Source organism: Streptosporangium nondiastaticum, from assembly GCF_003011965.1.
In the GTDB taxonomy this organism is placed as follows: domain Bacteria; phylum Actinomycetota; class Actinomycetes; order Streptomycetales; family Streptomycetaceae; genus Streptomyces; species Streptomyces nondiastaticus.
In genome coordinates this window covers 1-18,679 of record NZ_PXWG01000009.1, presented here as the reverse complement: position 1 = coordinate 18,679, position 18,679 = coordinate 1, and the positions used below count along the sequence as shown (strand labels likewise).

Annotated in this window: 17 protein-coding genes; 4 read left to right on the top strand and 13 right to left on the bottom strand. The window is 72.9% G+C overall.

Annotation, left to right across the window (positions count from 1 at the left end):
• Positions 1-272: 272 nt before the first annotated feature.
• From pheA to B7P34_RS06375, 7 genes are all read right to left on the bottom strand, one after another.
• A complete protein-coding gene (gene pheA, locus B7P34_RS06405; protein WP_030366763.1) occupies positions 273-1,208 on the bottom strand; it encodes a prephenate dehydratase in 936 nt (311 codons plus the stop codon).
• 61 nt (positions 1,209-1,269) lie between these two features.
• Positions 1,270-2,592 carry an iron uptake transporter deferrochelatase/peroxidase subunit gene (gene efeB, locus B7P34_RS06400; RefSeq protein WP_106674817.1) on the bottom strand — a complete coding sequence of 441 codons (1,323 nt, stop codon included), beginning with the start codon at positions 2,590-2,592 and terminating at the stop codon, positions 1,270-1,272.
• On the bottom strand, positions 2,592-4,508 hold the full coding sequence (locus B7P34_RS06395; protein ID WP_106674816.1) for a copper resistance protein CopC: 1,917 nt from the start codon (positions 4,506-4,508) through the stop codon (positions 2,592-2,594). The genes efeB and B7P34_RS06395 overlap by 1 nt, the downstream gene beginning before the upstream one ends.
• Before the next feature lie 17 nt (positions 4,509-4,525).
• Positions 4,526-5,002 (bottom strand): copper chaperone PCu(A)C, encoded by a 477-nt coding sequence (locus B7P34_RS06390; protein ID WP_106674815.1) that lies wholly within the window; start codon positions 5,000-5,002, stop codon positions 4,526-4,528.
• On the bottom strand, positions 5,002-5,655 hold the full coding sequence (locus tag B7P34_RS06385; RefSeq protein WP_106674901.1) for an SCO family protein: 654 nt from the start codon (positions 5,653-5,655) through the stop codon (positions 5,002-5,004). The genes B7P34_RS06390 and B7P34_RS06385 overlap by 1 nt, the downstream gene beginning before the upstream one ends.
• Before the next feature lie 191 nt (positions 5,656-5,846).
• Complete coding sequence (locus B7P34_RS06380) at positions 5,847-6,602, bottom strand: YcnI family copper-binding membrane protein (protein WP_106674814.1); 756 nt, start codon at positions 6,600-6,602, stop codon at positions 5,847-5,849.
• Positions 6,603-6,834: 232 nt separating this feature from the next.
• Positions 6,835-7,656, bottom strand: a complete 822-nt coding sequence (locus tag B7P34_RS06375; RefSeq protein ID WP_189382531.1) for a hypothetical protein — start codon at positions 7,654-7,656, stop codon at positions 6,835-6,837.
• Positions 7,657-7,878: 222 nt separating this feature from the next.
• Between B7P34_RS06375 and B7P34_RS06370 the strand changes: the two genes are divergently transcribed.
• On the top strand, positions 7,879-8,349 hold the full coding sequence (locus B7P34_RS06370) for an ATP-binding protein (RefSeq protein ID WP_106674813.1): 471 nt from the start codon (positions 7,879-7,881) through the stop codon (positions 8,347-8,349).
• Between the two features lie 64 nt (positions 8,350-8,413).
• Here B7P34_RS06370 and B7P34_RS06365 read toward each other — a convergent pair whose 3' ends face one another.
• The 3 genes from B7P34_RS06365 to B7P34_RS06355 form a co-directional block, all read right to left on the bottom strand.
• On the bottom strand, positions 8,414-8,665 hold the full coding sequence (locus B7P34_RS06365) for an SCO4226 family nickel-binding protein (protein ID WP_106674812.1): 252 nt from the start codon (positions 8,663-8,665) through the stop codon (positions 8,414-8,416).
• A 133-nt stretch (positions 8,666-8,798) separates the two neighbouring features.
• Positions 8,799-10,259: an aminopeptidase P family protein gene (locus B7P34_RS06360; protein ID WP_106674811.1), complete on the bottom strand. Its 1,461-nt coding sequence runs from the start codon at positions 10,257-10,259 to the stop codon at positions 8,799-8,801.
• A 192-nt stretch (positions 10,260-10,451) separates the two neighbouring features.
• Positions 10,452-12,113, bottom strand: a complete 1,662-nt coding sequence (locus B7P34_RS06355; RefSeq protein WP_106674810.1) for a PP2C family protein-serine/threonine phosphatase — start codon at positions 12,111-12,113, stop codon at positions 10,452-10,454.
• Positions 12,114-12,959: 846 nt separating this feature from the next.
• Here B7P34_RS06355 and B7P34_RS06350 point away from each other — a divergent pair.
• On the top strand, positions 12,960-13,739 hold the full coding sequence (locus B7P34_RS06350) for a bifunctional DNA primase/polymerase (RefSeq protein ID WP_106674809.1): 780 nt from the start codon (positions 12,960-12,962) through the stop codon (positions 13,737-13,739).
• Positions 13,740-14,273: 534 nt separating this feature from the next.
• A complete protein-coding gene (locus B7P34_RS06345; RefSeq protein WP_106674808.1) occupies positions 14,274-15,020 on the top strand; it encodes a hypothetical protein in 747 nt (248 codons plus the stop codon).
• A 320-nt stretch (positions 15,021-15,340) separates the two neighbouring features.
• Here the strand turns inward: B7P34_RS06345 and B7P34_RS06340 are convergent, their stop codons facing one another.
• From B7P34_RS06340 to B7P34_RS06330, 3 genes are all read right to left on the bottom strand, one after another.
• Positions 15,341-16,309, bottom strand: a complete 969-nt coding sequence (locus B7P34_RS06340; RefSeq protein ID WP_106674807.1) for a DUF5926 family protein — start codon at positions 16,307-16,309, stop codon at positions 15,341-15,343.
• Between the two features lie 303 nt (positions 16,310-16,612).
• A complete protein-coding gene (locus B7P34_RS06335; RefSeq protein ID WP_223267562.1) occupies positions 16,613-17,224 on the bottom strand; it encodes an ATP-binding protein in 612 nt (203 codons plus the stop codon).
• Positions 17,225-17,429: 205 nt separating this feature from the next.
• A complete protein-coding gene (locus tag B7P34_RS06330; protein WP_223267561.1) occupies positions 17,430-18,254 on the bottom strand; it encodes a glycerophosphodiester phosphodiesterase in 825 nt (274 codons plus the stop codon).
• Positions 18,255-18,446: 192 nt separating this feature from the next.
• Here B7P34_RS06330 and B7P34_RS37300 point away from each other — a divergent pair.
• On the top strand, positions 18,447-18,679 hold a 233-nt coding region (locus B7P34_RS37300), incomplete at its 3' end, for a hypothetical protein (RefSeq protein WP_435693950.1).

Genomic DNA, 18,679 nt, shown 5'->3' with positions numbered 1-18,679 from the left:
TCGCCCCAAAGGGTTATTCGCAGACATTCCGCTGACGAATGGCGAGGGCGCAGCTCGATCGGGTGGACCTAGGTGCTGTGGATGACGGCCCTGTGGCTAGAGCGATTTGTCGACCTTGACCGATTCGCGGGACCGTTGCCCCGCCTCAATCTGTCGACTTATCCCCAGGTCGAGAACCGCCTGTGGATAACTCTGGGGATGTCGGCGCCGACGGCTACCGTCGAAGCGTGGACAACGAAGCCCCGATCTCCTCAGGCACGGCCGTCGACTCCTTAGGCGCGGCCGTCCTGGCAGCGCGCCAGCCAGTCCGCCGCCGTGACGAACTCCTCGTCGGACGTGCCGTAGCGCGTGGGACCGACCTCCGCCGGAGTCGCGTCCGCGCGGGGATAGGAGCCGAGGAACCGCACCTGCGGGCAGATCCGGTGCAGGCCCATCAGCGCCTCGCCGACGCGCCGGTCGGCGATGTGCCCCTCCGCGTCGATCGCGAAGCAGTAGTTGCCGATGCCCTCGCCCGTCGGCCGCGACTGGATGAGCATCAGGTTCACCCCCCGCGTCGCGAACTCCTGCAGCAACTCCAGCAGGGCGCCCGGGTGGTCCTCGCGCAGCCACACCACGACCGACGTCTTGTCCGCGCCCGTCCGCGCCGCCGGCCGGGCCGGACGGCCCACCAGCACGAACCGGGTCTGCGCGTTCTGCGCGTCGTGGATGTCGGTGACCAGCGGCTCCAGCCCGTACGTCGCCGCCGCGAACTCCCCGGCGAAGGCCGCGTCGAAGCGCCCCTCCTGCACCAGGCGCGCGCCGTCCGCGTTGGAGGCCGCCGACTCCCACAGCGCGTCCGGCAGGTGCGCGGCGAGCCACTTGCGCACCTGCGGCTGCGCCACGGGATGGCCGGTCACGGTCTTGATGTCCGACAGCCGCGTCCCCGGCCGGACGAGCAGCGCGAACGTGATCTGCAGCAGCACCTCGCGATAGATCATCAGCGGGGAGCCCGTCGTGAGCTGGTCGAGCGTGGCGGTGACGCCGCCCTCCACCGAGTTCTCGATCGGCACGAGGGCGGCCGCCGCCTCGCCGCTGCGCACGGCGTCCAGCGCCGCGGGCACGGACACCATCGGCACCAGCTCCCGCGTCGCCGCCTCCGGCAGCGTCCGCAGGGCGGCCTCGGTGAACGTGCCCTCGGGGCCGAGATAGGTGTAGCGGCTGGCCGACATCACGCTGGCTCCTCGATCGTCCGGTGTCTCGCCACGATACCGAGCGTCCGAGGCCGGGCCGTCAGCCCTCCAGCAGCCGCTGTCCCACGTACTCGCCCGGCTCGCAGCCGCCCGGCACCGCGAAGAGGCCGCTCGCCTCGTGCCGCAGGAAGCGGGACAGGCCGTCTCCGCGGTCCAGCTTCCGCTGCACCGGCACGAACCCCTTCATCGGGTCCGCCTGCCAGGCCACGAACAGCAGACCCGCGTCCGGAGCCCCGTCGTCGAGGAAGCCGTCATGGTAGGAGAACGCCCGCCGCAGCATCGTCGCGCCACGGTTCGACGCCGGCGACGCGACGCGGATGTGCGCGTCGCCGGCGATCGCCAGCGACCCGTCCGGCTGGACCTTGTTGAGATCCGGCCGGGTCGTCTCCGTGCCGCCGGACAGCGGAGCGCCGTCCGACTTCCGGCGCCCGACCACCTTCTCCTGGCGCTCCAGGGAGAGGTGGTCCCAGCTGTCGAGCAGCATGCGGATGCGCCGGACCACCGCGTACGAGCCGCCCGCCATCCACTCGTCCGCGCCGCTGCGGTCCTGCGGCACGTAGATCTTGGCCGCGAAGCCCGCCTCCGACGGCTTGGGGTTGTTCGTGCCGTCGATCTGGCCCATCAGGTTCCGGCCGGTCATCGGCTGGGCGGTGGCACCCGGCGTCCGGTTGAAGCCGTTCATCTGCCAGCGCAGCCGCGCGGTGCTCCCGGCCTGCTGCTGGAGCAGCCGCAGCGCGTGGAAGGCGACGAGCGCGTCGTCGGCGCCGATCTGCACCCACAGGTCGCCGTTGCTGCGCTTGGAGTCGAGCGCGTCGGCGGTGAAGTCGGGCAGCGGCTCCAGCGCCTCGGGCCTCTTGGCGGTGAGGTCGGTCCGGTCGAAGAACGTCCGGCCGAAGCCGAAGGTGACGGTCAGCGAGGAGGGGCCCGCGTCGAGCGCCACCCCGGAGTCGTCCCCCTTGGGCGTCTTTCCGGCCATGAGGTCGGCCGCGGTGTCCGACCACCGGCGCAGCAGCGCGGCGGCGGCCTTGCGGTCCGCCCCGGGCGCGAGGTCGAACGCGATGAGGTGACCGCACGCCTGTGCGGGGTCGGCGATGCCGGCCTGGTGCTCGCCGTGGAAGGGTCTGCTCGCGGAGCCGACGCCGTCGAGCGGTGCCGGGTCCTTGCGGACGGTCTCCGCGGCGAATGCCCCGGCCGCGCCGCCCGCGACGAGCCCGGCCGCGCCCGCGGCGCCGGCCGTGCAGAGCAGCCGGCGGCGGCTGACGCCGCCTGCCTTCGAGGGCTCACCCTTCGAAGACGGCTCCGCCTTCGGGGGCCGCTGCGCGCCCTGCTGTGTGTCCTGGGAATCCTGGGATCGTTCAGCCATCAGTTGATCTTCACGTTCCTGATCTCCGTGATCTGGTCGATGTCGGAGGTCCGTACGGTCAGGGTGAGCTGCCACGTGCCGGCCATGGGCAGCTGGAAGCCGGTGGCCTGCCAGCGCCCGGCGGACGTGCGTTTGAGGGCCGTGCGCAGCGGGCCGATGTTCTTCTGCTTCTCGGTGAAGGACACCTCCAGCTCCGGTACGTCCACGGCCTTGCCGGCCGGGTCGGTCACGGAGACGTCGATGGAGTTGTTGCCCGAGCGGGCCGGGTCGATACGTATGAGGGCCGTGCCTCGCCCGTTCGTGCCACCCGTGTCGTACGGGATCCGGGTCTCGGCCGGGCCCGAAGCGGCCGGGGCCGTGGTGCGGGCTCCGCCGGATGCCGCCGATTGGCGCTGTTCGGTCTCGGCCCGGCCCGGCTGGGTGCCGGTGAGCAGGGTGGTGACGGCGAGCAGGACGACGGCGACCCCGGCCTCGGCCAGGACGGCGCGGCGCAGTCCGCTGCGGCCCTCGTCGGCGTCGCGCTGCCGCCGCCCGGCGGCCTTCTCCAGGGCCTCGCGCTGGCGCGCGAGCTGGGCGGCCCGTTCGGGAGAGGCGTCCTTGTCCTTCCGGGACGGCCTCGCCGCCTTGGCCGCACCCGTGGCCGCCTGGACCGCCCTGACCGCCGGGGCCTGCTTCTTCGGAGCCGGGCGGCCGTCGGTGAGACGGCCCGTCCAGCGCCGCGAGAAGGAGGCGAGGACGACCATGCCCGCCACGAGCGCGACCTTGAGGAGGAGCCAGCGGCCGTACTCCGTACCGGTGAGCGCGCCCCACGAGCCGACCTGGCGCCAGGACTGGTAGAGCCCGGTCGCCACCAGGACGCACACCGAGGCGAAGGCGAGCCGGGAGAAGCGCTGCACCTCCGCGCGGCGCACCGGCTCTCCCGACCACAGTGCGGCGAGCAGCGCGGCGAGGCCGCCGAGCCACACCGCGACGCCCAGCAGGTGCAGGACGTCGACCGGCATGGCGAGCCACGATTGGAGGCCTGCCGAAGCGTGCTCGGCCATCGCCCAGGTCGCCGCGAGCCCGACGGCGACGACGGTGCCGCCGATCGCGAGCCCGTAGGCGACGTCGCGGCGCTCCATGCGGGTGCGGTCGCCGTCCTCACGGGCGTACGAACCGAACAGCACGGCCAGGAACACAGCCGCGGCGCTCAGCAGCAGCAGGCGCGACAGCAGTGCCGCGCCCGGTTTGGTGGCCAGCACGTCGCCGAGGAGGGTGAGGTCGAAGGCCGAGCCGAGCCCCTTGCCGCCGGCGTAGGGGCCGCGCAGCAGCAGGAGCGCCGACGTCGCGGCGAAGAGGGTGATCCAGCCGCCGACCGCGATCCGCTGCACGGGCCGGGAGGAGCGGCACACGCCCGCGAAGACGCAGCCGCCCACGAGCAGGAGGTAGCCGGCGTAGGCCGCGTACCTGCCGGTCGTGTAGAGCGCGTCGACGACCGGGCCGGCCTCGGCGGTCGTCACTTCGGCCACCGTCTTCGACGGCGCGCCTATCGAGAAGGTGAAGGCCCCGGCCACCGGGTGGCTGTCCGCGGAGACGGCCTGCCAGGCCACCGTGTAGGTGCCGTCGGCGATCCCGCCGGCGAGCCCGACAACGGCCGTGTTCGACTTGCCGTCGGCGTGGGCGGGCTTGCTCTCGTCGACGCGCCTGCCCTGCGGGTCCAGGACCCGCACCGAGTCCGCGCTCAGCAGGACGCCTTCGGAGAAGGTGAGCTTCACCTGCCGGGGCGCGGCCGGCACCACGGAGCCCGAGGCCGGGTCGGTCGAGGTCAGCGCGGCGTGTGCCGAGGCGCTGCCCGCGCCGGGCCCGAGCGCGCACAGCAGCGCGGCGAGCAGTGTGCCGAGGACAGGCAGCAGCCGCCCGGCGGTCAGGGTCTTCATCGCACGTCAGTCCTTCGTCAGTCCTTGGGACGGAACGTCGTGGACTCCACGGGCACCTGGACCTTGACCGGCCCGGCGGTGGCGAAGTGCAGCGTGAACTCGACCTTCTCGCCGACGTTCGGCTTGTGGTCGAGCTTGCCGAGCATCAGGTGCGTGCCGCCGCGGGTGAGCTTGAGCTCGCCCTTGGCCGGCACGTCGAGCGAGGTCGCGTGCTTCATCTGCGAGCCCTCGGTGGTGTGCATGGTGATGTCGCCGGAGAGCGGGCTGGTGACCTTGGTGAGCCGGTCGGCCTTGGCGCCGTCGTTGGTGACGGTGAGGTAGGCCGCGGCCATGTCGGTCATCGCGGGCTGCGGCAGGTAGGCGCCGCTGACGGACAGCCCGGGCTTGTCCGAGGCCAGGGCGTCCTTCTCGGACTGGCAGCCGGTGAGCAGCAGGAGCCCTCCGGCGAGGACGAGCGGCAGGGCGGCGGCGGTGGCGGCGGTGATCTTGCGCATTACGGGTTCTCCCCCTTGATGATCTTCGGGAGATCCTTGGAGTACTGGTCCTTGGTGGTTTCGGTCGTGTAGATCCAGTGGCCGCCGTCGTCCTTCGGCGAGAAGCCGACGACCTCGGCCCCGTGGCTGACGGTGATGGAGCCGTCCTTCTCCTTCTTCGGCTTCTCGACGAAGATGCCGATGCCCTTCGCCGCCGCCTGGATGGTGTCGAAGTCGCCGGTGAGCCCGACTATGTCCTGGCCGCCCTGGGCGTCCAGCCACTCGCGGATCCGCTTGGGCGTGTCGCGCTCCGGGTCGGTGGTGACGAAGACGACCCGGAGCTTCTCCCGGTCCTCCTTCGGCAGGGTCTTCTCGGCCGCGGCGACATCGGCGACGACGGTGGAGCAGACGTCGGGGCAGTAGGTGTAGCCGAAGTAGAGCAGGAGCGGCCGCCCCTTGGTCTCGTTGACCAGCTCGTACTTCTTGTCGTTCGTGTCCGTGAGGACCAGGTCCGGCTTGGCCTTCGGACTGTCCAGCGTGATCGCGGCCTTCTTGGGCGTGGCGGAGACGTCGGCGACGGGCTTGTCGCCGCCGTCGTCCGAGCCGCCGCCGCAGGCGGTCAGCGTGAGCGCGGCGGCCGTGGCCAGCGCCGCGCCCAGGATTCTGGTGCGCATGGAGCTCTTCTCCAGGGGTGGGTCGGTGGTGCGGGGCGGGGTGCGGGCTCGCTCGGAGGCGGGCCCGCACCCGGCCGTTCCGTACGTGGGGCGGCCGTCCGGCAGGCGGCTGTGTGCGGGGCGCCCGTAGGACAGGCGGCTGTGTGCCGGGTGGCCGTGCGTCACACGGCCGTGCGCCGGGTGGCCGTGCGTCAGGCCGAGCGGCGGCGTCCGGCGATCAGGCCGAAGGCGACGCCCGCCGCGCCGACGACGATGCCGACGACGCCGAGGACGCGCGCGGTGGTGTCGCTGCCGCCGTCACCCTTGTCCGACGCGGCGGAGGCGCTCTCGGTCTTGCCGTCCGCGTCCTTCTTGCCGCTGGTCTTGTCGTCGTCGTGGTGGTCGTCGTCGCCCTTGCCGGCGGCGGCGCCCTTGGCGACGAGCTTCAGCGTGGGAGCCGGGTGCTCGGCCTCGCCGCCGCCCGGCTTGGACGGGTCGATCCAGCGGACGACGTCGTCGTCGGAGTACGTCTGGAGCGCCTTGAAGACCAGCTCGTCGGCGTCGTCGGGCAGCTTGCCGACGGACAGCGGGAACTGCTGGAACTGGCCCGGCTCGATCTTGCCGCCGGTCCAGGTGATCTTGCTGACGGCCTCTTCGATGGTCTTGCCGTGCATCTGCAGCGGCTTGTCCAGCTTGGCCTTCTCGACCTTCACCTCCCAGCCGGGGACCGGCTGGGGCATCACCGAGGCGAGCGGGTGCTTGGGGTCGAGGGTGACCTCCAGCTTCACGGTCGAGGCGTTGTCCTTCTCGTTCGGCACCTTGAAGGCGATGGTGCTGTAGCCGCCCTTCTCGGCGGTGCCGGGCTGCACGCTGACGTGCGCGGAGGCGGGGACGGCGAGCAGCAGGACGGCGCCGGCGGCGACGGCGCCGATGACGGGGAGGCGGCGCAGGCGAGCGGAGGCGTTCATGGGGACACTCCAGGGGCAGGAGGGATCAAAGGGATCACAAGGGGAGGGGTGGCACGCGTGCGGTGGTGACGACAACGGTGCGACCGCCCTCCTGCCCGGGACGTCTCCCTGCCCGGCCCGCCGGAACGCGGGCAGGCGCAGCCGTACGCGAGCGCGCTCGGAGGAACCGGGGCGCTCATCGGCTGGAGGAAGGGAACGTCGGGGACGCCGGAGATACGGCGGTGGTGCGTCGTCAGGCCGCGAGGGCGAGGACCGGCGGACCCCGCCTGATCACGGAGTGCTGGAGCGCGGGCTCCGCCGCGGGGCGCTCCTCGGCCGTGTCCGTACGAGCAAGGGCGGCCGCCGGCTTCCCGGCGGACAGCTCGTGCAGGGCACCGGCGAGCGCGAAGGCGGTGCGCAGGGCCTGGACGATCGCGGTCTCCGCGACCTCGCGCGCCGACTGCTCCGAGAGCGCGACCACCCGCCACAGCGCCACTTCGCCGCGGCGCAGCAGCCAGCCCGCGGCCAGGGCCGCGAGGAGGTGGCCGAGGAGCATCGGCAGCGAGAGGGGGAGCGCGTCGAGCAGTGAGCCGGAGGCCATGCCGCCGTGCATTCCCGTGGCCGGGCCGGCGGCCGCGGCCGCGGCGCCCGGCTGCAGGGGGTGGACGGCCGGGTCGAGGCCGGCGTCGGTGATGACCCGGCGAGCCGCGGAGGCGGACATCAGCTGCGGCTGGTTGCAGACCAGCTTCGCGGCGAAGTCGATCATCCGGCCTTCGCCGGAGGTCTGCCGCGGCGCCGCGCCGGCCGTCTGCTGGCCGACGGCGAAGAGCGTGTGCAGCGCGAGCTGACCGGCTGCCAGGCCGGCCGCGATCGACGGCAGCGAGCGCTCCCGCCCCGCCAGCGGCACGGCCAGGGCGAACACGGCCAGGAAACCGGCCGCGAGGGTCCACAGCGGCACCCGCGCACAGGAAGCCAGCACATGCCCGCCCGCGGACAGCAGAACGCAGACCGCGGTGAACACCGCGGCCCGGATCAGTCGCAGATCGGCGCCGACACGCCCGACGGGGTGAGACATGGCTGCGCCATCATCCCACCGGGCTTACTCCTCCCCTACGGCAGGGGGCGCTCGATCTCCACCCGGAGGGGGCGCACCGGCGCACTCCCGTACGCCGCCATACACCGATGCATCCGCCGGGCGCGTCGTCCGAATGAGCGGTCTCACACACTCGGGAGGCTTACGGGGCGTCAGTGCTGGCTATACGTATCGGTATGTCGAGCCGCGGCCAGGAGGCTGAGCATGAGCATTTGGTGGTCACTCCATCTGCGGCGCGAGGCCGCGAGCGTTCCGCTCGCGCGGCGGTTGCTCGTGGGCGCCATGGAGACGGCCGGCGTCGACCCGGACATCTCGTATGATCTCTCGCTCGCGCTGAGCGAGGCGTGTGCGAACGCCGTCGAACACGGCGGCGATTCCTCGACCGGCTACCTCGTCACGGCGTTCATCGACGGCGACACCTGCCGCATCGAGGTCACCGACTCGGGCCCCGGCTTCCCGGAGCAGCCCCGCTCGCACGAGCGCCGCAGCCGGCTCCCGCAGCCTCCCAGGCCCCTCGCCCCCGCCGAGGACGAGCACGGCAGAGGCCTCTTCCTCATCGAGTCGCTCACCGACCACGTCCGCGTCCGCAACCGCCCGGGCCGGCAGGGAGCCGTCGTCACCTTCGACAAGATCCTCAAGTGGAGAGAGGACGCGGCGCTGCTCCGCGCGTCGTGACCCGCACGTTGTGACTTGCGCGGCGTGACCCGCGCGGCGTGAGCGCCCGGAGCCCCGGCTCCGGTCAGGAGACCGTCAGCGACACCTCGTGGACCTCCGTGACCGGATGGCCCGCCTGGGCGTGTACCCGCTTGACCGCGTCCGCCGACGGCGCGTCGGACAGGCAGTAGACCGTGCCCGATTTCGGGTCCGCCCACGCCTGCTCGAAGTGCACGCCTTCCTCCGCCTCGATGGCCAGGTCCCTGCGGTGCGCTTCCTTGAGCTGATCTGCGGTGATGCCCTGCATGCCGTGATGGACGTCCATGAACTTGCCCATGGCCCTCACACCTCCCTGGGTGCGCCTCTTCTGGCCATGATGCGCTCACAGGCCTCCGGCGTACCACCGCAGGAGGCGAAGCGGAGCGTGCCGTGGCCCCGCGCCGAGCGGGACCACGGCACACGCCGGGGCGTCAGCCCTTCAGGGACGCCATCCACGCCTCGACGTCCGACGCCGCCCGCGGCAGCGCCGCGGAGAGGTTCCGGTTGCCGTCCTCGGTCACCAGGATGTCGTCCTCGATGCGGACGCCGATGCCGCGGTACTCCTCGGGGACGGTCGTGTCGTCCGCCTGGAAGTACAGCCCGGGCTCCACGGTGAGCACCATGCCCGGCTCCAGGACGCCGTCCACGTACGACTCGGTGCGGGCGACCGCGCAGTCGTGGACGTCCAGGCCGAGCATGTGGCCGGTGCCGTGCAGGGTCCAGCGGCGCTGCAGGCCCAGCTCCAGGACGCGCTCCGCCGGGCCCTCCACCAGGCCCCACTCGACGAGCTTCTCGGCGAGGACCCGCTGGGCGGCGTCGTGGAAGTCGCGGTACTTGGCGCCCGGCTTCACCGCCGCGATGCCGGCCTCCTGGGCCTCGAACACCGCGTCGTAGATCTTGCGCTGGAGCTCGGTGTACGTGCCGTTGATCGGCAGCGTGCGGGTGATGTCGGCCGTGTAGAGGCTGTTCGTCTCCACGCCCGCGTCCAGCAGGAGCAGGTCGCCGGAGCGGACGGCACCGTCGTTGCGCACCCAGTGCAGGGTCGTGGCGTGCGGGCCGGCGGCGCAGATCGAGCCGTAGCCGACGTCGTTGCCCTCGACGCGGGCGCGCAGGAAGAACGTGCCCTCGATGTAGCGCTCGGAGGTCGCCTCGGCCTTGTCGAGGACCTTCACGACGTCCTCGAAGCCGCGCGCCGTGGAGTCGACGGCCTTCTGCAGCTCGCCGATCTCGAAGGCGTCCTTCACGAGCCGCTGCTCGCTGACGAAGACGCGCAGCTCCTCGTCGCGCTCGGCGGTGACCTTGTCGGTCAGGGCCTCCTCGACGCCGGCGTCGTGGCCGCGGACCACGCGCACCGGGCCGGTGGCCTCGCGCAGCGCGGCGGGGAGCTCGCGGACGTCCGCGGCGGGCAGGCCCAGCAGCTGCTCGGCCTCGGAGAGGCTGTGGCGGCGGCCGACCCACAGCTCGCCCTGGCCGTCGAGCCAGAACTCGCCGTTCTCGCGGTTGGAGCGGGGCAGGAGGTGGATCGTCGCCCGGTGGCCCTCGGCGCCGGTGGGCTCCAGGACGAGGACGCCGTCCTGGCTCTGGTCGCCGGTGAGGTACACGTACTCCGTGGAGGCGCGGAAGGCGTACTCGGTGTCGTTCGAGCGGGTCTTCAGGTTTCCGGCGGGGATCACCAGGCGCTCCCCGGGGAAGCGCGCGGAGAGCGCGGCGCGGCGGCGGGCCGTGTGCGGGGCCTGCTCCACGGGCTGCAGGTCGTGCAGCTCGGTGTCGGCCCAGCCGGTCTTCATGTTGGCGGCCAGCTCGTCGGAGACGGCCGGGTAGAGGCCGTTCTTCCGCTGCTTGATCGGCTCGTCGCCTTCGGGGTTCTCGGGCGCGGGCTGCTGCTCGGTCACTGCTTTTCCTCCTCGGACGGGGCGCTTTCCATCGTATGTGCGACCGAAATACGAGGAAACTGTGGGGAAAATCAGAGGAAGGGGAGAGGGGCCGAGTAAAGAGAGGGAGGGGGTAGAGAGGGCGGCGGACGAAGGGGCACGGCATCAGTCGAAGCCGAAGGGTCACGGCATCAGTCGAAGGTGGCACGGCAATCAGTCGAAGTGGGCCGCGAGCAGGACGACGTCCTCGCTTCCCTCCCACTCTCCGTGGTCCTCCTGCGGCAGCACGGTACGCAGCACGTGGTCCACGACGGCGTCCGGGTCCCTGCGCGCCGCCTTCGGGACGCCGGCGGCGGCCGTGCGCAGCCGGGCGAAGGCGCGGTCCATCGGCTGACCGGTGCGGTGCAGCAGTCCGTCGCTGTAGAAGAGGAGCGTTTCTCCGGGCGCCGGTTCGATCTCCACGCTGGGCGCCTCCCAGCAGGCCAGCATCCCGAGCGGCGCGGACAGCGAGGTCTCGACGAACTCGGCGCGGTGGTCGCCGATGATCAGCGGGGGGCAGTGGCCCGCGCCCGCCAGGACGACCTTGCGGTCGGGCGGCTCGCAGTACGCGAAGATCGCCGTCGCGGCGCGGGAGGGCTCGGTGAGCCGCAGCAGGAGTTCGAGGTCGGAGAGGACCGCGACCGGGTCCTCCCCCTCCATGACGGCGTACGCGCGGAGGGAGGCCCGCATCCGCCCCATGGCGGCCACGGCACCCGGGCCGGAACCGCTCACTCCGCCCACGGTGAGGCCGAGCGCGCCCTCGGGCAGCGGCAGCGCGTCGTACCAGTCGCCGCCGCCGAGCGGCCCGGTGCGGTGCCGGACGGCCAGCCGGATGCCGGGCGTCCGCGGCAGCCGGCTCGGCAGCAGCTCCTCGCGGAGGGTCGCCACGGTCCGCCGGGCCTCGGCCAGTTCGAGCTGGCGGGCGAGGTGTTCGGTGGCGTGGTCGCGGTAGAGGCCGACGAGGTGGCGCTGCCGCTCGCTGGGCTCGGCCGGTTCGTCGTAGAGCCAGACGGCCGCCCCGATCCGGCCCGCGTGCTCGGTCTCCAGCGGTACGGCGTAGCTCGCGCCGTAGCCGAGGCGGGCGGCGACCTCGCGGTGGCGGGGGTCGAGGGCCTCGTCGGCGGCGATGTCGGGGTGGGCGGTGCCGCTGCGGGAGCCGGCCGGCGGGAGGTCGTCGAACAGCCGGCCGTAGGCGGGCTGCGGAGGGGAAGCCTCCGGGTGCGGCGCCACGGTGCGGCGGGTGCGGCGGCCGGTCTCCGGCGGGCCCGGGTCGGCGGACCGGGCGCCGCCCGCGCGGCCGGCCTCCGGAATGGTCTCGATGTGGCCGAGGTCCGCGTGGTCCAGGCCGAAGCCGACGGTGACGGGGCGGTCGTGGCCGGGGCCCGTGGCCGGGTGCAGGGTGACCAGGCCGCGGCGGGCGCCGACGAGCGCCGCGCCCGCCCGCAGCGCCTCGTGCAGGGCGGCGTCGAGGCCGGCGGTGCGGGTGAGCTGCTCGGTGAGGTCCTGGAGCGTGGTGAGGTCGGAGATCCAGCCCGCGAGGCGGTCCTGGACGAGGGCGTTGGGGGCGGGGAGGAGCGGCCCGCACAGGGCGGCGGAGCCGGCGGCGGAGACCGTCCCGGAAGGGCCGGCGGGGGCACCGGTGCCGGCCGGTGCGCCTGCTCCGTCCGGGCCCCCTGATCCCTCTGCTCCCTCCGAGCCTTCCGTTCCGGACGTACCGGGCGCGGCGGGGGAGAGGGGATCTGCGGAGGAGGCTGCGGATGTGGGGGCCGGAGTCTGCGCGGGGGGCGTGACCGGAGGATTGATTCCGGCCACTTTCGGCAGGTGGGGCGTGGTCATGGCCGGCTGCCCGGACCGGTCTGCGGCGCGGTGCTCGGGGCGGCCGTGCGCACCAGGGCCCGCGGCACTTCGCCGCTCCCTCTTGACCACCGTCTTGACCTGTGTTTTCTCATGAATAGCATCGCAAACCCCCTGTCGCGTTGCGCGCTATCGGTGCTCCACATGTACACGCCCGGGCAAGGAGATGTCCAGCATTGAACCGGTGGGATTGGTGGTGTCTATGGGGTTTCAAACTTGGCCGGAAAATGGTCCCGAGGCCATGGATTTGCGGTCGACTGACGTTGCTCGACAGCGCGTCATGTCCACCCCGGTGGGTACGTACACGGAGAAGGGCAGGGGCAGTTGGGGCCGCCCCGGAACCCGGCGGCGGGCCCGAGCGTCTTAACCGGCGACGGCCGCGCCCGCACCCGAGGGCGATGGGGAGACGCCGTCGGCGAGGGGCGACAGGCTCAGCACGAAGCGCCATGCGCGCGCCACCCCCCGCCATGTTTCACGCTCGGCCCGTGGCGTGATGCGCTGCGTTGTACAAGCAGTGACTTGTGATCCACCACGTGGTGTGCCGGCTTGGTGAGAGCCACGGCGTGTTGAGCGGCGCGCCATGTCGGGCCGTAGTGCCATGGAGTCCGGACGCGGCCCGGAAGCAGTTCAGGTGCAGTTCCAGCAGGCAGTCCCGCAGTGCCGTGCACGAACACGCGGGGCTGTGCGGGAGCCCGGTACGGCCCCGCTCCATCGCACTACCCGTACGGCTCGCTCCGTACGCAGCTCGGATCACCATCAGCGCGATACGGCTCTTGCTCACCGGCAGGGGTCCCCGACTTCGGCGTTCACGGAAAGGAACGAGCGCTCATGCGCGAGATCCTCGGAAGGCGACGCAAGCTCTCGCTCAGGCGAGGCGACCGGTCAGCGGTCCTCTCCGCGGCCCTGGCCTATGCGACCGAATGGCAGTGGCCCGTGCTGCCCGGCGCGGGCCTGCGGGCCGACGGCGGGCGCGTGCGCCGGTGCAGCTGCCCGCAGCCCGACTGCGCGGCCCCCGGCGCCCACCCCTTCGACCCGGGGCTGCTGGCGGCCACCACGGACGCCAGGATGGTCCGCTGGTGGTGGACCAACCGGCCCGACGCACCGGTGGTGCTCGCCACGGGCGGCCGCGCGCCGTGCGCCGTGAGCCTGCCCGCGGTGGCCGGCGCCCGCGCCCTCGCCGCGTTCGACCGCGCGGGCATCCGCCTCGGGCCCGTGGTCGCCACCCCCACCCGGTGGGCGCTGCTCGTGGCCCCCTACTCCCTGGAGGTCCTCGGCGAGCTGCTCCACCGCCAGGACTGGGTGCCCGGTTCGCTGCTCTTCCACGGGGAGGGCGGCTTCGTGGCGCTGCCGCCCTCGCCCACGGGGGCGGGCCGGGTGCGCTGGGAGCGGGCTCCGCAGCCGGGCAGCAGCACCGAACTTGTCAAGGGCGCCTTCGGTGGCGGAATCCGTACGTTCCGCGCTGATCGAGCGGGGCGCGGGGAGCGTAAGGAACGTACGACCGGGCCCGCGCGGCCGTGGCTGCCGGACGTGTCTTCTCTGGTCGACGTGCTCGTCGAGGAGACCGCCGGCACGGGGACGGCGGGCGGTGGCAGCCGGCTCGCGTTCTGATCTCGGTGACTGCCCGCACGGGGAACCCCGCGCGCTGCTGCGGGAGACGGGCACGACGCCGAGCACGTTGAGCGCGACGGGCGCGACGAGTGCGTGAGGCGATCGCGTAGGGCGTGACGGGCGCGGCAGGCGCACCGGCACACCGGGAGCACGACGAGCACGACGAGCACGACGAGCACATGGAGAGCGCGTACGGACGGGAGACGCACGCGCTCTCACTCGTACGGGTGTAAGCCCGTCCGAGTTCTGCGGGATTCCACCGCGCGGCCCCGGGGACAGCCCTGTTCTGACCGCTATGTTCGGGTGAGGACCTGGACCGGATGGTGCCGGCCGGGTCCCGTCGATCAGGCCGGGGCGTCCCGCAGGGCGGGGTGCTCCGAGCCGTCCCAGCCGTCCCCGCGATCCATTCAGCGTCCGCGCGGCGAGTCTCAGGTGGTCCCCATGGTGCGTGCGTCTGCGTCCGGTGTGCCCAAAGTGCCCGGTGGGTCGAGGGTGCCCGCGGAGCCGGGCGATGCGCGGGGGGCCAACCTCCGTATGGTCGCGCTCGCGAGCGTCGTGGCGCTGGCCGTCGTCCTGCCGCTGGCGGCCGCCACGGCCGGGCCCGTGGGCCTGTCGGGCCCCGAGGCCGCCCGGGGGGAGAGCTCCGGGAAACGGTCGGGCGCCGACAGCGGACTACGCCTGGAGCCGGGTAAAGGGCTGGGCAAGAGCTCGGCCGCGGAGGCCGGCAAGCAGCCGGGCGGGGAAGCCGGTCCGGAGCTCGGCCGGGACCGGGGCGAGGGCCTCGGGAAGGGCCTGGACAAGGATCTCGGCCGAGACCTGAACAGCGGCCCGGACGGTACGGCCGGCGGGTGGCCGTCGGCTTCGCCGCCGCTGGCGGGGCCCGGGCGCGGCCCGGCGGTCTCGGCGACGGCGCGGTGCGGTCCCGAACTCACCTCGCCGGAGGGCGTGGAGGCCCAGACGTGCGTCCTGGAGCAGGGGAACGAGACCTGGGCCCGTACGTACTACCGCAACGCGACAGGCGCCCCCCTGCGGGCCGTTCTGACCCTCATGGGCCCTGACGGCCGGACCGTGCAGGTGCACTGCCGCACGACCGCCTCGGACGACCCCGACGGGTGTGAGACGCCCCGTGCGCGGACGGTGCGGGGCGCGGACGCGGCGCGGGCGGAGGCGCGTGGAGAGGATCTGTACACGGCCGTTGCGGAGATCGCCTCGGAGGACACTTCCGGGGACGGGAAGCTGCTGCTGCGTTCGGGGAGCAACTCGACGGAGGAGACCGGCTGATGGCCTCGGCCGCTCACCGTGGAGCCGGCCGGCGGTTCCGGCGGCGTTTCCGGCGGGGTTCCGGGCATGGAAACGCCCGGTCGCTGGCGACGGGGGATGCACCAGCGACCGGGCTCCTAGAACGGTAACAAGAGATTGGCCGTTCGCAAATTCGATCGTGGATTTCCGGACGCGTATTTCCGGGCTGACAGCGGGAGTTGTGACAGGAGTCACGTAAACAGCTCCTGATTAGCCCCCGGAATCAACTACTCCGCTGCCTGGAAGGTGGCGCTCCGCACCCGGTCACGGCGCGGTCCGGGGACCGCGCCGGCCGACCGGCGTCAGTTCAGGGTGATCTGACGGCTGGTGAGCCCGCTGCGCGCCCGGCGCTCGTCGCCCGAGAGCGGAGAGGTGTCGGCGAGGGCCGTGGCCAGCCGCTCCGCGAAGGCGGCGGCCGGCTTCTCGGTGTCCTCCGCGCGCATCGTGCCCGGCAGGTCCCACACGGGCACGGTCAGCCCGTGCGCCCGGAACGAGCCGACCAGACGCGTGTCCTCCCCGAGCGAGGAGGTGCCCGCGGCGTGCAGCCGGGCCAGAGCGTCCAGAAGCTGCTCCTCGGGGTGGGTCATCACCCAGCGGAGGTGGTTCTTCTCCGGGGTCTCGCACCAGTACGCGGCGTCGACGCCGGAGAGGCGGACCGTCGGGATGGCGGCGGCGTTGGCGCGATCCAGGGAGGCGGCGACCTCACCGGTGGCGTTCTCGGCGTTCTCGACCCAGAACTCGAAGCCCGTGTGCACGATCGGCTCGAACGGGCCCTCGGGGTCCAGCAGATCCTGCAGGCGCGGCCCGTCGGCCTCGGCGCGGCCGGCGGTCACCGGGCTGCCCGGCGCGGCGGTCAGGGCGCGCCGGAGGGTGTCCGCGAGGTCGCGGCTGAGGTCGCCGGAGGCGGTGTCGTTCTGCAGGCCCAGCAGGACGGCGCCGTTGTCGCGGCGCAGGGCGGGCCAGGCCATCGGCAGGACGGTGGCCAGCGTCACCGACGGGACGCCCTCCGGCAGCCCGCCCTTGAGGGTGAGCTCGACCGTCGCGGCGGGCACGAGCTCGCGCAGCGCGACCCAGTCGGCCTCGCCGGGCAGCCCCTCGAAGGGCCGCTGGACGAGCTCGGTGGCGGCGTGCGCGGCCGCACGGCCGTGGCAGGCCTTGTAGCGCCGGCCCGAACCGCACGGGCAGGACTCACGGGCGCCGACGACGGGGATCGGACCGTCGACGGCCTGCGGCGTTGCGGCCTTGGTCTGGGGGCGGCGCTTCTTGGCCATGGCGTGCGTGTCTCCCGATCGGTGCAGCAGGTGCGTACAGCTCGTTGCGTACGGCTGCGTGCGTACGGTTCGGACCGTACGGCTCGTACAGCTCGTACGGGCGCGAGCCTAGCGCTCGGTGCTGCGGCCGGAACGGGCACGCGCGGGGCGTCGGGAGGAGTGCGGCACGGCCGGCCGGTGGTGGGGTGCCGCTCGCCCGCGGAGACCCGGCTCCGGGGTACGGGGCCCACCGGCCCTGGAGGTCAGGGCGGTACGCGGGCGCTGTCCCGTCTTGCGCGGGGGTCTACGCGCGTCACGCCGCCGTCATGTCAGCTCGTCGATGTCTGCGAATGCCAGCCGGGGGCCTGCGCCCGTCTTCGCGCTCGTCTTGGCGCTTGTGTTCGCGCCTGCTTTCGCGCTTGTCTTCGCGCCTGTCGTCACGTCCGGCTCCGTCTCAACGCGCGTAGCGAAGCTGTCGTGAGCCGAGAGCGCTGCCCACACTGTCACCTCACCGGCCGCGTCACGGACGCCCCAGTCCAGGGAGAGGGCACTGATGATGTTGAGCCCGCGGCCTCCGCGGGCGGTCACCGAAGGCGTGGCCGGAACCGGGCGGGTCGGGCCCCCGCCGTCCGTCACCTCGACCGTGAGCCGGCCGTGGGCGTCCACTCTCCACGCGGCACGTATTCCCCCGTCGTTCTCCCCCTCGTCCTCGTCTCTGCGGATGCCTCCCGCGGCGCTCAGCGGGCGTCCGTGCCGGTACGCATTGCTGAGCAGCTCCGAGAGGATCAGTACTGCGTCGTCGATGACCGAATCCGGTACCCCGATGATGCGCAGATCCTTGCGCATCCGGTGTCTTGCCTGGCCCACACCGGTTGGACCATGGGGTACGGCCATGATCGACGACGTGGGCACCTCCTGTGCCACCACCAACGCCACCCCCGAGACCTCCTTTGCCCCACGTCAGGGGATGGATGCCCCAATGGACTGGACCGGAAACCGGCCATCCCGCACCCGCCGGGGGCACTCGGGCGACTCGAACACGCACCGAACGCGCCGGTGCACTCCATGTAATGGGGCGGAATGCGATCGGCTTAGCGGAGTGCGATCGGCTTGCGGGGCTTATGGGTGGCTTACGGGTGGCCTACGAGCGGCCGAGCTGGGTGAGCACGCGCTTGGGCCGGTTCGTGATCAGGGCGTCGACGCCGAGGCGCGCGCAGAGCTCCACGTCCTCGGGCTCGTTCACCGTCCAGACGTGCACCTCGTTGCCCGCGTCGTGCAGCCGGGCGACGTAGCCGGGGTCCTTGCGGATGATGCGGATGCTCGGGCCGGCGATGCGGACGCCCGCGGGCAGGCGCCCGTCCCGGTGGCGCGGCGACACGAACTGCATCAGATAGACGGTCGGCAGGGTGGGGGAAGCGAGCTGGACGCGGTGCAGGGAGCGCGCGGAGAAGCTCATGACCCGTACGGGCGAGGGGGCGCCGGCCGGGGGATCGGCGAGGCCGAAGCGGCCCAGCAGCTCCAGCAGCTTCTGCTCCACCTGACCGGCCCAGCGGGTGGGGTGCTTGGTCTCGATGGCGAGCTCGACGCGGCGCCCCGCGTCGGCGACGAGCTCCAGCAGGCGCTCCAGGGTGAGCACGGACGTCGCGTCGAGGTCCGGGGCCTCGGTGGCCGAGACGTCGGCCTTCCAGGAGCCGAAGTCCAGGGTGGCGAGATCGGCGAGCTCCAGGGCGGAGACGGCGCCGCGGCCGTTGGAGGTGCGGTTGACGCGGCGGTCGTGCACGCAGACGAGGTGGCCGTCGGAGGTGAGCCGCACGTCGCACTCCAGCGCGTCCGCGCCGTCCTCGATCGCTTTCCGGTACGCGGCCAGGGTGTGCTCCGGGGCGTCCTCGGAGGCGCCGCGGTGGGCGACGACGGCGAGCGGGCGGCGCTCGGGGCCGAGGTCCCGGGCCGGGTGCGCATAGGTCACCGCGTTATCGTGCCATCGCTCGGCACCCTCACGCATGCGGTCCTTTTTGACGGGGAGTGCCCGGAGTAAAGGTCTGCTGCCGTGGGGCACAGGGTCCGCTTACGGTGGTCTGACGCGTGTTGGGAAAAGCTGGTTGTGGGGCGACGTGGACTCCACCACACCGAACTGATGTGCACTGATGAGGAGAGAGCTGTGAGCACCGAGAACGAGGGCGCAGCGGGCGCGCCTGCGGAGGGCGTTCCGGATGTTCCGGGCGGCTCGTCGGGCATCTCGATGGAGAAGGGCGGCGAGGCGGCTCCGGCAGCCGGTCAGCAGGAGCCGGGCAAGGCAGCGGAGGCCGCACCGGCACCCGCACCTGCCCCGGCGCCGCTCGCGGCGGATGCGCCCGCCCCCGCGCCGCTCGCCGCGGACGCGCCCGCAGCCCC

Excerpts from the sequence above, each read along its gene's own strand:
- B7P34_RS06385 (WP_106674901.1), bottom strand. The coding sequence starts at position 5,655 with ATGCGCACCAGAATCCTGGGCGCGGCGCTGGCCACGGCCGCCGCGCTC.
- B7P34_RS06370 (WP_106674813.1), top strand. The coding sequence starts at position 7,879 with ATGAGCATTTGGTGGTCACTCCATCTGCGGCGCGAGGCCGCGAGCGTT.
- efeB (WP_106674817.1), bottom strand. The coding sequence starts at position 2,592 with ATGGCTGAACGATCCCAGGATTCCCAGGACACACAGCAGGGCGCGCAG.
- pheA (WP_030366763.1), bottom strand. The coding sequence starts at position 1,208 with ATGTCGGCCAGCCGCTACACCTATCTCGGCCCCGAGGGCACGTTCACC.
- B7P34_RS06355 (WP_106674810.1), bottom strand. The coding sequence starts at position 12,113 with ATGACCACGCCCCACCTGCCGAAAGTGGCCGGAATCAATCCTCCGGTC.
- B7P34_RS06365 (WP_106674812.1), bottom strand. The coding sequence starts at position 8,665 with ATGGGCAAGTTCATGGACGTCCATCACGGCATGCAGGGCATCACCGCA.
- B7P34_RS06350 (WP_106674809.1), top strand. The coding sequence starts at position 12,960 with ATGCGCGAGATCCTCGGAAGGCGACGCAAGCTCTCGCTCAGGCGAGGC.
- B7P34_RS06395 (WP_106674816.1), bottom strand. The coding sequence starts at position 4,508 with ATGAAGACCCTGACCGCCGGGCGGCTGCTGCCTGTCCTCGGCACACTG.
- B7P34_RS06375 (WP_189382531.1), bottom strand. The coding sequence starts at position 7,656 with ATGTCTCACCCCGTCGGGCGTGTCGGCGCCGATCTGCGACTGATCCGG.
- B7P34_RS06340 (WP_106674807.1), bottom strand. The coding sequence starts at position 16,309 with ATGGCCAAGAAGCGCCGCCCCCAGACCAAGGCCGCAACGCCGCAGGCC.
- B7P34_RS06380 (WP_106674814.1), bottom strand. The coding sequence starts at position 6,602 with ATGAACGCCTCCGCTCGCCTGCGCCGCCTCCCCGTCATCGGCGCCGTC.
- B7P34_RS06390 (WP_106674815.1), bottom strand. The coding sequence starts at position 5,002 with ATGCGCAAGATCACCGCCGCCACCGCCGCCGCCCTGCCGCTCGTCCTC.
- B7P34_RS06345 (WP_106674808.1), top strand. The coding sequence starts at position 14,274 with ATGGTCGCGCTCGCGAGCGTCGTGGCGCTGGCCGTCGTCCTGCCGCTG.